At 57.4% G+C, this 13,888-nt stretch carries 8 protein-coding genes; 3 read left to right on the top strand and 5 right to left on the bottom strand.

The window, feature by feature from the left end:
• Nucleotides 1–3: 3 nt before the first annotated feature.
• Nucleotides 4–1,467 carry a caspase domain-containing protein gene (locus tag J7380_RS18100; protein WP_209197411.1) on the bottom strand — a complete coding sequence of 488 codons (1,464 nt, stop codon included), beginning with the start codon at nt 1,465–1,467 and terminating at the stop codon, nt 4–6.
• 150 nt (nt 1,468–1,617) lie between these two features.
• Between J7380_RS18100 and J7380_RS18105 the strand changes: the two genes are divergently transcribed.
• Nucleotides 1,618–2,673: an OmpA family protein gene (locus J7380_RS18105; RefSeq protein WP_209197414.1), complete on the top strand. Its 1,056-nt coding sequence runs from the start codon at nt 1,618–1,620 to the stop codon at nt 2,671–2,673.
• Between the two features lie 2 nt (nt 2,674–2,675).
• On the opposite strand, the gene J7380_RS18110 is transcribed toward J7380_RS18105, so the two are convergent.
• The 4 genes from J7380_RS18110 to J7380_RS18125 all read right to left on the bottom strand — a co-directional run bounded on the left by J7380_RS18110 (nt 2,676) and on the right by J7380_RS18125 (nt 10,837).
• Nucleotides 2,676–4,610: a caspase family protein gene (locus J7380_RS18110; protein WP_209197417.1), complete on the bottom strand. Its 1,935-nt coding sequence runs from the start codon at nt 4,608–4,610 to the stop codon at nt 2,676–2,678.
• A gap of 19 nt (nt 4,611–4,629) precedes the next feature.
• Nucleotides 4,630–8,241, bottom strand: a complete 3,612-nt coding sequence (locus tag J7380_RS18115) for a filamentous hemagglutinin N-terminal domain-containing protein (RefSeq protein WP_209197421.1) — start codon at nt 8,239–8,241, stop codon at nt 4,630–4,632.
• Nucleotides 8,168–9,907: a ShlB/FhaC/HecB family hemolysin secretion/activation protein gene (locus J7380_RS18120; protein ID WP_209197426.1), complete on the bottom strand. Its 1,740-nt coding sequence runs from the start codon at nt 9,905–9,907 to the stop codon at nt 8,168–8,170. The genes J7380_RS18115 and J7380_RS18120 overlap by 74 nt, the downstream gene beginning before the upstream one ends.
• A 174-nt stretch (nt 9,908–10,081) precedes the next feature.
• A complete protein-coding gene (locus tag J7380_RS18125; RefSeq protein WP_247742627.1) occupies nt 10,082–10,837 on the bottom strand; it encodes a M15 family metallopeptidase in 756 nt (251 codons plus the stop codon).
• Nucleotides 10,838–11,087: 250 nt separating this feature from the next.
• Between J7380_RS18125 and J7380_RS18130 the strand changes: the two genes are divergently transcribed.
• Both J7380_RS18130 and J7380_RS18135 read left to right on the top strand, forming a co-directional pair.
• Entirely contained in the window at nt 11,088–11,663 is a 576-nt protein-coding gene (locus J7380_RS18130; RefSeq protein WP_209197444.1) for an OmpA family protein, read from the top strand.
• Nucleotides 11,664–11,699: 36 nt separating this feature from the next.
• Nucleotides 11,700–13,883: a serine/threonine protein kinase gene (locus J7380_RS18135; protein WP_209197486.1), complete on the top strand. Its 2,184-nt coding sequence runs from the start codon at nt 11,700–11,702 to the stop codon at nt 13,881–13,883.
• Nucleotides 13,884–13,888 lie beyond the last annotated feature (5 nt).

Below are 13,888 nucleotides of genomic sequence, written 5' to 3' on the forward strand. Positions count from 1 at the left end.
CATTTAGCCCTGACATCCGCCCAATGCCCAACGGCGCAGGTTGACTTTCAAACCGCCGCCAAAGGGGTGTTGCTTGGCGACATTCCCGGCCTCGGGGCGGTTGACATAGGTCTGGGCCTGATTGCACAGGTCCTCGGGCGTCCACTGGTGGCAATTCGAACAGGACTGGTCTTTCCACAACTCATCCGGCAAACCTTCGATCGGAGGGAACAGTGGCGCGCCTGCCACCAGTTGGTTAATCGTTTGCCCGCGCACATGGTCATTGCCGAAATCCAATACTGAATCGAGCGTCATCGGGGTGTTGCCCGGCGGTCCTGTTTCTGACAACTCACGATCTGCCTCGGTCTTACGGGTCACGGTTTCCTCACCGTATTTCAAGGCAGCCAAACGTTCGGCTGCTTTACCCGAGAACGCCCCTTCAGGGAAACTTTGCAGATAGACCTCATATGCATGCACAGTGTCGTCAGCCAACGCCAGTTCGTACATCAGGCGTTCGGTTTCATTTGCCTCAATCACCGTTTGCTCTGGCACTTTGGGTTGCGGCGCGGTTCCAAAGGATTCGGCTAGAACGGTCTGCAAAAGATCGCTTGCTTCGGCAGCATAAGCGCTGTCTGGATAGGCGCGCATAAACAGCATGATCTGAACCGGATCACGCGAAGTGGTTGCCTCCTGCCAAAGCTCCTCTTCGCTTTGGGTCTGGACGATGGGCGTTTGAATCTGCGGTGAGAACGCGAAATCCTGCGTCAGCGACGAAGTATCCCACGGCGTTTGTAGCCCTCGGGTCTGTTCCAGCACATCCACGCGGACTTTCTTGAACAATTGTTCGATGGCCATCCCCGGTGTTTCGATATGGCTCGCCAGACTCAGCGTGAAGGGGCTGTTGCCCTTCTCCCCGTCCAGCGCGACGCCGCCAGGGTCAGTGGCATAGGCAAGAAACGTGCCCGTGGGGGCCTTCATCTCTGCCAGACCGTTGTCATCCATATCGGCGAGGTTCTCGAACGGGTTGTTCCGGCAGGCGTCCAGAATGACGATATTGGTCTTGTTATGTGCCGAGGCCATCTGGTGCAGGACCGAGCGCGCCTCGACCGCCATCAGGTCCAGATCAGCGGGGTCGCTCAGCGAGATATCAACCGGCAGCAGGTAGTTTGACCCGAACGATTGCACGCCATGACCGGCGTAATAGAACAGGCCCACTGCATTCTCGCCCCCCTGCCGCAGATCGCGGCCAAACTGGGCAATGGCGCGCTTCATCTCGATCTGGGAACTGTCGGTCAGGTTACGAACCTCGAACCCAAGCTCTGAAAGCTTGCCGGAAATCAGCGTCGCGTCATTGACCGGATTGTCCAGCGGCGACACTGAACCATAGGCCGAATTTCCGATCACCAGCGCAATGCGCGGCTCGGCCCAGGCGAGGCTGGTCCATACCAGCGAAATCATCGCAATCAGAGGGTAGAAAATGCGAAACACATCGGATCCTTTGTCGCCGTTCTTTTATCACACCCGTGACGCCGTAGCATCATGCCAACCTGAATATATCTAAATCTATCGTTTGACTTTATTGTGGCCATCGCCTGACATATCCCGGATCGGCGATCAAGCATAGGAAGAGGGTCACACATGCCGCGTTCAAACCTGATGCGAAGCTTTTTTGCCATAGCCAGCTTGCTGCTGGCCAACGCGACATGGGCGCAAAGCGCCGATCCGTTTGAACACGGCTGGGCGCTGGATGGTGCCGCGTCCGAGTTGCAGTTTCTTTCGGTCAAGAAAAGCTCGGTCGCGGAAAACAGCGGGTTTGCCAGCCTGTCGGGCGTGATCAGTCCCCAAGGCGCGGCCGAAATTCGGGTGCAGATGGACAGCGTGGATACCAAGATCGACCTGCGCAACGTGCGGATGCGCTTTTTGTTCTTTGAAACCTTCAAATACCCCGAGGCCATCATCACCGCCCAGCTTCCCCCCGAAAAGCTGGTCGACCTGCATCAGGCGCGGCACAAGATTATCGACCTTCCCTATTCTCTGTCGCTACACGGTGTGACCAAGGACGGCGTTGCGCAGGTTGCGATCACTCTGGTCGACAACGACCGCGTGGCCGTGGCCAACACCACACCGATTGCCATCGCCCTGCCCGATTTCAACTTGGAAGAAGGTCGCGGCAAGCTGCAAGAGGCCGCGGGCGTTGATATCCTGCCCTTCGGTTTTGTCAGCTTTGGCTTCGTGTTCGACCGCGCGAAGGCGGGCACGCCCCCGCAACTGGTCGCGGCCTCGGCCACCCCCGGCGCTGCGGCGCTTGAGACCAAAGGCGATCTGGACCGCGAAGCCTGTGAAGGTCGGATGGAGATCCTGTCCCGCACCGGAAACATCTATTTCACATCGGGCAGCGCGCGCTTGTCCGAAGACTCTATCCCACTGCTGACGAACCTGCATGACATCGTGAACCGCTGCCCAGAACTGACAATCGAGATCGGCGGTCATACTGACAGCGATGGCTCAGACACCGCCAATCGTGTGCTCAGCGAACGGCGGGCGCAGGCGGTGAACGCCTATCTGGTCGATCAGGGGATTGCGCCGGAACGTCTTGTAACCGTGGGCTATGGCGAAAGCCGCCCCGTGACCTCGAACGACACGGCTGAGGGCAAACGCCGTAACCGCCGGATCGAATTTGTGCCGGTTAATTAGGGTCAGTTCGCGGCCAGAATGATCGGATCGAACCCACCGCTGCGCCATTGTTGCAGGGCCGAGATGAAATTCGGCCCCGGCACACCGTCGATGGTGCTGTTGTAGTACCCGGCCTTTTGCAGCAGCTTTTGCACTTCCATCACCGTCTCGCGCGTCCACTGGTCCGAGGCCAGCGACAGTTGGTTCACGATCGCCCCGTCATCCTCAGCCGCACCACGCAGTAACATGCGCGCGGCCTCAAGCGGATCGCGGGGCACGCCGCGCCCTTCGTCCAGCAAGATCGCCGCCGCCAGATAACCTTGATATTCGCCTTCACGTGCGGCGCGCTGGAAATAGCCAAGCGCCTGATCCGCCGAGCCTGTAATTCCATCCTGCGCCAGAACGCCCAAATTGAAGGTGGCCTTGGCTGACCCTCCGTCCGCTGCCTGTTGCAACAGCGCGATTGCGCGCGCTTCGTCCTTGGGGACGATCTGCCCTTCGAACAGAGTTACGGCCAGGTTGATCATCGCATCAAAACTGCCACCTTGGGCGGCTTGTTCGTACAGCGAAAGTGCCTTGGCTTGATCCTGCGGCACGCCTGTGCCGCCCTCATGTAGCTGTGCCAGCGAAACCATCGCCCGCAGGTCCCCCGCCTCGGCTGCCTGCTTGTAAAGCGTCACCGCCCGGTCCACATCCCCTGCCGCAATCGTAGCCCGCGCCAACAGGGCCACGTAGTGGGACAGGTCCGGCGTCTGCGCCGCTGCAGCACTGCACGCCTGAATGGCGGTCAGGGCGTTTTCCTGAAGACGGCTGAAGGGCACGCCGGGGATGCTGGCCGTGCGATCGCGCGGGTGGGTTGCCAGCCGTTCACAAATGCCTCCGGGGGTGCTGTCCTCGGGACGCGGGATGGACGCGATCAGACGCTGCGCCTGTGCCGCATGTGCGCCCTCGGGATATTGCTCAAGGTAGAACTCCAGCAGCGGGCGCATCCGGCTGCGCTGTGCCAGTTTCCAAAGACGTTCGGCCTGTTCGTCTGCGTCCTCAACCGTGACCGCGCGGGTCAGTGTCTGCCCCTGCCCGGCCCTGTCTAAAAAGGCCACGACCTCATTCACATGCGCGCCCTGCGGGTAGCGATCCATATAGAGCTGCATCAGGGACGCATCCTGCGCATTCGCTGCCACCTGCCACAGCAGCGTCTCCTCGGACGCAGTCACGGGGCTGTTGTCGAACCGGAACTGCCGCGTCAGGGACGAGTTGTCCCACGGAATCTGCCGTCCCCCTGTCGAGGCCAGCACGTCTTTGCGCACCGAGATCATCAGGTCCGAAATGTCCTGACCCGGCGTATAGATATGGCTCAGCAGCGCCTCGGTGAAAAAGCTGTTCCGGCCGGTGCCGTCATAGGCCACGTTGTCGGGCTGGGTGGCATAGGCAAACATGAAGTCCGCCGCACTGCCGACTCGTGCCAACCCCTCGCCGCCGACCTCCAAACCCGTTCCTTCGAACGGGTTGTCGCGGCAGGCATCCAGAAACACCAGACGGATGCCGTCCGAGCGTTCCATTCGGTTGACGAACTCCTCCATCTGGATGGTCTGTTCAGGGATATCTTCAGGTTTGGTGATCTGCGCATCGACAGGGACCAAATAGTTGCGTCCGTTCACCTGAAACCCGTGCCCGGCATAAAACAGCAGCGATACATCAGAATCTGCAGCAGTCGTGCCATAGGACTCTGCCAGCGACAGCATCTCGTCCCGTGTCAGGTCAGTGCCCAGAAACACCTCGAACCCCAGCCCTTCCAGCGCGATGGCCAGATCCGAGGCATCGTTGATCGGGTTGTCCAGCGGGCTGACCGACACGTAGTCGGAATTGCCGATAATCAGCGCAACCCGTTTGTCCGCCAGCGCCATAGTCGCGCTGAACAGCATCAGGATAAGCGCTGCGAAGCAACGTTTCAGAGCCAATGGTCTACTCTCCGACGTATCAAAGGCCGATGGCGCGGGTCAGTCCGATATCCGCCTGACCGACCGCTGCCACAATCGTTTCTACCTGCTGGTTCTGAACGATGGCAAGCTCGGGATCGGTTGCTCTAATCAATGTGATGGCCTTGCGGATCTCACGCTGGGCCTGACGGATTTGCCGCCGCGCCTGCTGTACCGCCTCGCGGCGGATGGCGTTGCGCTCTTCTGCGGTAGTGGCCAGCGACAGGCGGCGATTGGCTTCGTCACCTGCCTCGCGGATACCCGCGCTGGCGCCGCGAATGATGTCACCGACGGATTCGAGCCCCGGTGGCAAACCCTTCACGATACCGTCAAGTTCGGACGCGTAGTCATCCATCGCTTCGGCAAGGCAGGCCAGGTACTCACTGACATTCTCACCACTGCTGGCGCAGGATGCGATCTCGCCTCCGAATTCCTCGGATACGTTTTCAACAGTCCCAAGTGTTGCTTCAGCCTCGGCGACTGTTGTCACAGCAGTGCCACCACCTCCGCCGCCGCCGGTTATAGTGGTATCAACGGTCGGAGTAACTTCTACCTCGGGTGTGGGCGGAACGGGTATCGGCTCCACTACTGTCACAACCGAACCGGGCAAAGACACAACTTGATATCCTATTTCGGCTGAGCTGAGCAAAAACGAGGTCGACAGCGTAAATGTCGTGGTGCCATCGTCGTTTTCGATGAAGTTCAACCCCTCAAATACTGTGGACGTATCCAAAGAATCAGATGGGGGACCAAACAGGTAAACGGAAGGCCCACCGAAAATCGTGCCCGTCGTCGCATTGGGCGGCTGTTCGCCCTCAACAACCGCGATATTGTCGGGAATAGCAAACACAACCGGCGAGGTCGTGTAATTTGCCGGACCTGTCTCACCCGATCCCGGAGCCCAGGTGTTTTCAAAGTCCCAGCCTTGTGCCGAAGCAAGGTTGAAGAACGTCACTGTGTCGTTCAGTTGGAACGTGGACAGTCCCGTGCCGCCGGCGCTGGTATTCTGCCCAGAACTCTGCGTGTCCCAGAAAGATGCGGTGACAGTCCCGGAATTACTACCGATCAATCCGCCCAACATCGGAGTATCGCTGCCGGAAAAATCCACACTGCCGTTCGAATAGCTGCGTGTGACCGAACCACTGTTGTTTATTCCGACCAGACCACCGACGGCTACGGTATCCATCGGGCTGGAAAACTGGCTTACCCCCCGGACGTCCGAGTTGGAATACGAGTCAACGATCGAACCGAAGTTCTCGCCGACCAATCCGCCCATGATAAACTCGCCAAAGCCAAGTCCGGACACCGAACCACTACTGAACGAACGCTGAATGACCCCAGAATTCTCTCCAACCAAACCACCGACCAAAACGAAATCAGCCTCGATCGGATCAACCGTCACACTGGCAGTCGAAAAACTGTCACTGATTGTACCGCCATCGTTAATGCCAACCAGCCCGCCGGTCACGTCGTCACTGCCGGTGAAGCTGCCCGACACACTAACGCCCGAGATTGTCCCAAGGTTTTCACCGGCAAGTATGCCACCACCCTGAGCGGTAATATCCGCATTCCTGATACTCAGGTTACGCACGGTACCATCCAGAGTGCCGAAAAGGCCGCCGAAGGTAAAGTCGTTGTCTATGAACAGGTTGTTGATCGAAAACCTGTTACCTTCAAGCGTGCCTGAAAAATCTGCGGGGACAAAACCAAATGACCAGCTGGACGTGGGCGAGGCATCTATGTCGTTGACCAGCGCAAAGGATTGGCTAGAGCCGTTGAGACCCTGCAAACCATAAATATCGGTTAACTGGAACGGGTTCGCGCCCGACCCGTTGCCGCCTGTGGCGCGCAGGAATGTGGCGTTTGGCGAGACAATGAAATCGCCCGCGAAAAAGCTGGGCAGCGTTGCCGAAACCTGATCCCAGAACCCTGCAACCAAGTTGAACGTGGCCACACTTATGCTGCCGCCAGGGCCGGTGGTGATCCGGCCTACTCCGTCGACCGCCCCCATTGCATTCAGCAACAACCCACCGTTGACCGCGTTGATCGCACCGTTGATCGTGATCATGTTATCCGCGATCAGGAACAACGTATTTGCCGCCATCCAGTCGATATCAGCGTTGATCGTGATATTGCCGTCATCTGTGCCGGTCAAAGACGTAGTCAGAAACACATCCGCAGATTCAAGCTGGGCTTCCAGACCCGCTTCGGTAAACGTGCCCGGAATCGTTATGTTCACCGGATCGATCAACAGATCTCCGGTTTCCCCATTCGGAGCGCGCAGGTCGGTAAAACCGCGATAGACCAGATCGATCTGCCCCGAGACCTCGACAAAGCCGCCATCGCCCGCAGTATCCCCGCCACGGGCTGATATCTGGCCATGGAACTCGGTCAGGTCATCGGACCAGATAATAACGCGACCGCCATTACCTTCGTCTCCGCCGTCTGCTGAGATACTGGTGCTCGCATCTACTAAGGTTGTCTGCGCCGTCGGAAGCGTACCACCGCCCTGAAAATCGCCACCGACCAGAATGGTTCCACCATCTCCACCACCCGTCCCGTCGGATGTCAGCGTGGCCCCTGCCAGCGTGATCGCCTCACCAGTTATGGTTATAGACCCACCGTTCTGAGTACGCACCTTTGGCCGAAGCGACGTTTCGACAAGTGTTGCCTGAGCCGACGTATCGATCGTGCCACTGACCCGAACGCCGCCGCCGCTGCCACCCAAAACGACAGCTCCGGATACTCCGCCAACCGATTGAGCCTCGATCACGCCAGACATGTTGATGACCTGTCGCGCCGCATTCCGAGCACTGGCCGCTTTGAGGTGAACGGAACCGCCATTGGCTTCGATCCGCCCTGAATTGGTAATCAACGCCTCCATCATGGCGTCATCGCTATCCGAAGGAACAGCGACCTGCAAAAAGCCATCGCCGGAAATATCCAGTGTTACTTGTTCACCCGCACCAAGCCCCACCTTGCCAAGAGGCACACGGATCAAGCCCGAATTGGAAACTTGCCCACCAATTAGCGCTGCATACCCGCCCGGAACAATCGAGATTGTTCCCGCGTTTTCCACTGCGGCTGAACTTCCATTTCCGGCAAAGCGATAGCGCCCGTTAAGGAAATCTTCATCCGTTACATCAAGGGTCGAGGCCACAAAGCCACCCGCATTGACTGCGCCGTTGGGGCCAATAAAAATACCGTTAGGGTTAACCAGAAACACCTGACCATTAGCATTCAACTGGCCAAGAATTGCGCTGGTAGTATCCCCCGTCACCCGGTTCAAAATCACGCTTTCTTGCCCGGGCTGGAAGAAATTAACTGTCGAGCCAGACCCGATCGAAAACCCGTTCCAATTCACTACGGCTGCGCCCGACCCCTGCGTAATGTCCAGCTGGTTGCCGCTGGGTTGCGCAATCGTAACAGTTCCCGCCGCTACGGTTCCGCCATTAGGCAGCGTTTGTGCCAGAGCTGTCGTGCCCCATAGCGTTGCCGTGGCTGTCAAAATTGCGCCGCGGATCAATGTGGCGCGAGCGCTAAAATCTGCGGCTTGCAACAATACTGAAGCGGTTTTCGTCTGCCCCCAGGTCATCGCGTTCACCTCTCCCATATTCAACTCGTAACGAACCCGACTTGTAGGTCGAGTCTTCAATTGCAATCAAATCAGCACCGATCCCATAGGCGTAGGCCGTAGTCGTGCTTTGCTCAAAAACCGTAGGTTGTTCTATTCCCAATTCGCCGTAAGCACCAAATACATAAGGCTTCAGGATCAGCGGCAACCCAGCCACTTCGACCCGCTGCGATCGACCCACTTCGGACCGCACGACCCATCCGTCATCGCCACGCAACGAACCCGCATCAAAGGTCGACAATTCGCTGGTGCTTGCGATACTGAATTGCTCGGACGTCACCAGAGCGTCCCCGAAGCTGGTTTGAATTCGGCCGTTCAAAGCCAACGACCAGTTGGCATTCAGAGGACGCTGATACTGGCCGGACAGAACGAGTTTCGTAAATTCCGGTTCAGCGTCCTGGCGCGAGAATGGAGTTTCTCCGGGGCCGACTGAGGTCCGTGCGCCGAGGATGTCCAAACCCCTTGAAAGCACAATACTCCCGCGCAGGAAGCCACCATTATCATAGGCGCGTGTGGCATCCAAAGTGGCGCGCAGCACGCTGATATCGTCGTCAAAGACCGGAATTTCAAAGGGACCGACCAACAGGTTCTGCGTATCGCTGATACGATCCAGGATCAGTTGCGACGAAAGATTAACTTTCTTAGATCTAATCCACGGATAATAGAGCCGCAGCGAAAACCTTTCGAACTCGCTTTCGTTAGGTAAAAAATCCGTGTCGGGACGCGCTTCGCTAGAGGTCACCTCAGCGTTAATCGTAAAGCCATCATACCCGATCGGGAATACCGCACCTGCAGCCAAAATCCGATACTCAGGGTCACCCGAGAAAAACCGCGTCGGAGACCCACCCAGGTTAAAATAGAATGTCTCACCCAGATCCAGCAGGCCGTTGAACTCAAGCCCAAGGTTCAAATTCACCGGGCCGAGATCATCGGACAAAGTATTGTCGAACCCGTATGAACCGGTAAATTCCTTGAACTCTCCATCCAAGGTCAGAACGGTGCCGCCATTGCTGTCACCTGCCGACAAGGTCGACGCCAAGCGAACTCCGAACGTATCACCTGCAAGCAGCAAGGCGCGCTCGATCTGCTGCAGTTTGATGCCACGCTTGCCGATTAACGGCTGGGTAATCTTGACCACGCGGTCCCGGACCTCTTCCGGAACTTTTGTTGCGTCAATACGCTCGACGAACCCGTCGACTACAACGATCCGCAACGTTCCACCATCTCGCAAAGTTTGCTGCGGCAGAACGACCCGACTCAGAACAAAACCGGCATTGCTATACGCGCTTTCAAGGCGATTTGTGGCCGCAAAAATTTCAGAGGCAGCAACACGCTTTCCCGTCAGTCGTTCAATAAAGGCGGCATTGGCAGCCTCCATTTGCGGCAGAGCGCCTTCAATATCCACGCGCCCGACTGTCACAAACAATCTGTCCGCACCTTCGGGAACCGGCGCGCCAGGGTCTCTGGCGACAGTAACAGGGCCCGTATTGCGTTGATTTTGCGGCTGAAATGTTGACGGTGCCAAATTCGACGCGCTTTGGGCCAGCACCGCGTCCGAAAGGACAAGACTGCCACCGGTTGCAAGAGCAAATATCATGCTGAGACGCGGAATCCGCATGATCGCCTGAGGTAGAGTCTTTGGCATTCGTAACCCTTAGTGAAACCTTAAAACAGAACCTAGAAAAGCCCAGCCCGCAGGCCAAAGCAAGATTGTATTTCCCAATACAGGATACCAGTCTGGATTGAGGTTATCCATATCACGATTGGTTCCGAGACTGTCCGTGTCCTAGTTCACAGAGCGTCGTGTCATTCGACGATTTTACAAAAGTCCCTGCTCCAACCATTCTTCGATCTTGTTGCGGCTAACCTCGAAATGCATCGAGTCTTCTCGACCCCAGGCCGCACCCCATACCCAGCCCTCCTGCCGGAAGAAGTCGGCCAGAATAGTCAGGCCCAGCTGGGTTTTGCCATCGCCCAGCGTGTCCAACACCCCGTCGATATTCAAGTCAACAGCCAGGCCATAGGCATGGGCCGATGCGGATGAGGTCGCGCCACGAATCCGCCGCACACACAGGGACCCGGCCGTATTGATACGTGCATAGAGGTCGGGGTCCGTGCGACGGATGTTTTCGAAAACAACGCGCAGAGAGTCTATTGCCGGTTTCAACATGCGTACCCGAACCGGGCCGACTTCTTCTAATACAAGGTTTTCCTCTAACCGCGGGTTGGTCATGGACTGACAATTATCTGTTAAGTCTTCGCGCGGCAGCCCGAATTTCTCTTTCAGAAACGACGAACTCGCCAGTTTGAGTTCTTGATTAACGTCGTTGCGGTTGGCGATAAGGACAACCTGAGCGTAAGCATCAATGATCTCGTTTGGGCTGGTGCTGTCATATCCATAGTCGTCCGCCCCGTCTGCGCCTTGCAACACGGCCGAACCGTCGCTTTGGGATCGCGATATCTCGAGCGACAGCCTCTCAATCTCGTTGCGCATATCTTCAACTTGCTGGCTCAGCATTTCGATTTCGATCCGCGCGCCTGAATCGATTGCCGGCCCCTCAAAATCACTTTCCATTGGAACGATCAGTGGGAAAACATACCAGATAACAGGGGCCAACATAATCGAAACCCCAAGAATTACTGCCGGAACTATGCGCATCTGATGTGTTTACCTGTATCTCAATTCAATTGCGCCCAAATCTAAAAGTCGCCGCGCAAGATGTCACGTGCTCGGCTTTATTTCTTAATCACAAATGTGACTTTCTTCATTGTCGCACACCTGAGGCACGGGTACTCTTTGTCCCAAACAGGGAAGGACTCCGGTAATGATTACTTTTTCTCGACTTAAATTTTTTGGGGCTTCGGCCGTGGCCCTCGTTTGCACGACACAATTCGCTTTGGCCCAATCCAATGAACTAACAGCCGACGAAATCACCGATGCATTCAACAAGCAAAAAACGCGTGGCTTGGTGATCGTACCTTCAACATCCGCGACTGAAGCAACCGACGAAGCTGTGGAAACCACAGTTGCTGCCGCCCCGGCCGAATACCAACCGGTGGCCTCGGAAGATCAGGTTAATATCCAGGTTCGGTTCGACTTCGCCTCGGCCGCCTTGCGCGATGATCAAAAACCCAAGCTGTCCTCCTTGTGCCAAGCGATGAAAAACGTCGACGTTAACGTCTTTCAGATCATCGGCCACACTGACAGCGCAGGATCTGCGGACTACAACCAAAATCTGTCTCTGCTGCGCGCGAAAGAAGTCAAACGCTTTCTGGTCAGCGATTGCGGTATCGCCGAAGGGCGACTGGAAGTACTGGGCGTGGGTGAAGCCGAACCTCTGAACAAGGACGATCCGCGCGCCGACGAAAACCGCCGCGTTGAATTTCAGGCGCTCGGCTGATTTAGTCTCCTCATAAAACACAATTTCGAGGGCAGCATGACTGAATCCCGCGCAGGCGACCTGTTTCAGCCGGGCGATCTGGTGAACAATACATATCGGATCGAGGCAATCCTTGGGCGGGGTGGTACCTCTGACGTTTATCGTGCGCGCTCCGAGATATCGGGGCGTCTGGCAGCGCTCAAGGTGCTGAAGGCTGAATTTTCCAGCAACGACGATTACCTCGTTCTGTTGACCCGTGAGGAAGAGATCCGCGACATCCGCCATGACGCGGTGGTGCGCTATTCCGAAAACAACCGTACTGCCGACGGACATGTCTATCTGGTGATGGACTATGTCGACGGGCCGGGGCTGGACCGGAAACTGGCCGATGGCCCCATGTCGGCGGACGATATTCTGACCATCTGCAAACGCGTCTGCGAGGGGCTCGAGGCGGCGCATGCGCGCAACATCGTCCACCGTGACCTGAGCCCGGACAACATCATCCTGCGTGACGGTGATCCTGCGCAGGCGGTGATCATCGATTTTGGCATCGCCAAGGACACCAACCCCGGTGCCGAAACCATCGTGGGTGGAGAGTTCGCGGGCAAATACGCCTATGCCGCGCCCGAGCAGCTGTCGGGCAAGACTGATCGGCGCACTGATATCTACTCGCTGGGCGCGCTGCTGCTGGCGAACTTCCGGGGCGAAAAGGCCAATTCCGGGCGTAACTTGCTGGAGGTTGTGGAAAGTAAAAAACAACCACTGGACACTGCAGATGTGCCCGAGCCGCTGAAAACCGTGCTGGATAAGATGACCGCGCCGGACCCCGATGACCGGTATCAATCGGCCAGCGAAGTATTGAGGGCTTTGTCCTCGACCCGGTCGGGACAGGCGGAATCCCCCCCTGCCGAGACCGATGACGACGCAACTATAATCGTACCCAAAAGCAAACCTGCGGCCCCTGCGCAGCCTGCCCCGGCCGTCGCAGCACCCGCAGCACCTCCGGTCGAAACGCCCGAGAAATCGCGCACCAAGCTGGTTGCCGCCCTTGGCGCGCTGGTCATTGTCGGCGGTGGTGCAGGTGCCTATTTCAGCGGCGCATTCGACAGCTTTACAGGGCCCCAATATCCCGTAGCCGCACCCTATACTTTGGTGGCGGACAAGCGCGAGGGCCTGCCGCCACGCGCCGTCGGTTTTGTTCCTTCGGAAGACACACGGGACACGATGACACGCGAGATCACCGATCAGGGTGGGACGGTTGATCTGACGTTGGCGTCCGGGGAAATCTCGGAAAGCTGGGGCGCTGCGGTCAATGACGTCATCGAAACAGTGATGGAGCTGGATGAATGGCGGCTGGTCGTGAACGGAAACGATGCTCAATTGACCGGACAAACCACGGATCAGGCGCTGCATGACAAGCTGGAACAGCTTTACTCGGCAGGCTTGCCCGCCGGGCTGCAAGGCACTGTCGAACTGGAGCTTGAGCCACTGTTCCTGCCCGCCGCCGATATTCGACCGATCCTGGCCAGTCTGGCGGATTGCGGCGCGCTAAAACTGGAAAATGCCCCCACCGCCGGGTACGGCCCTGAGACCCCTGTTCAGGTCAGTGGCACTCTGGCGTCTCAGGACAGTTTGGTTGGGCTGAATACCGCTTTGACCGCACTGGTCGGTGAGCGGCCGATTGATCTGGACGGTGTGAACGTGTTGAACCCGACATTATGCCTGATCGAGAACTACCTTCCCAGTGCTCCGGCCAGCGACATCTCTATCGCGTTTTTCAACGGTGAACAAAACGACGCCCCGAACCCAACCGGAGATTTTGTCGTAGGACAGAACCCGGTGATTGACGTCGACCTACCGCAAGGTGTGCAGGACGGGTTCCTGTCTGTCTCGGTTCTCGATGTGTCTGGTAACGTGTTCCACTTACTGCCAAATGTGACACGTCAAGAAAACGGGATTGCCGCGCTGCGGGATGGAGAAAGTGGGCCAGTGTCGGTTCGTGTGGCGTATTCCATCCCCGAAAGTCAGGAAAACGGCGGCATTGCCTTTCAGGTTGATGACAGCACCTTGGGCAAAAGCAAGGTAATCGTGCTGCATACCGACAATCAACTGTTCGACACACTGCGCCCCACCACGGAATCCGCTGCCGGATATGCCGAGGCGTTGCGCGAACAGGATCGCAATGTGGAAACGCAGATTTTGTCGCTGGACAGCCGTATCCTGACCACCCTCGCGCAGTAGCGCGG

It is taken from the genome of Ruegeria sp. R8_1 (assembly GCF_017743815.1).
Lineage (GTDB): Bacteria > Pseudomonadota > Alphaproteobacteria > Rhodobacterales > Rhodobacteraceae > Ruegeria > Ruegeria lacuscaerulensis_A.

What these genes read in the sequence shown, in the direction of transcription:
- J7380_RS18105 (WP_209197414.1), top strand. Translation starts at nt 1,618, where the DNA reads ATGCCGCGTTCAAACCTGATGCGAAGCTTTTTTGCCATAGCCAGCTTG.
- J7380_RS18135 (WP_209197486.1), top strand. Translation starts at nt 11,700, where the DNA reads ATGACTGAATCCCGCGCAGGCGACCTGTTTCAGCCGGGCGATCTGGTG.
- J7380_RS18125 (WP_247742627.1), bottom strand. Translation starts at nt 10,837, where the DNA reads ATGGAAAGTGATTTTGAGGGGCCGGCAATCGATTCAGGCGCGCGGATC.
- J7380_RS18130 (WP_209197444.1), top strand. Translation starts at nt 11,088, where the DNA reads ATGATTACTTTTTCTCGACTTAAATTTTTTGGGGCTTCGGCCGTGGCC.
- J7380_RS18115 (WP_209197421.1), bottom strand. Translation starts at nt 8,241, where the DNA reads ATGGGAGAGGTGAACGCGATGACCTGGGGGCAGACGAAAACCGCTTCA.
- J7380_RS18120 (WP_209197426.1), bottom strand. Translation starts at nt 9,907, where the DNA reads ATGCCAAAGACTCTACCTCAGGCGATCATGCGGATTCCGCGTCTCAGC.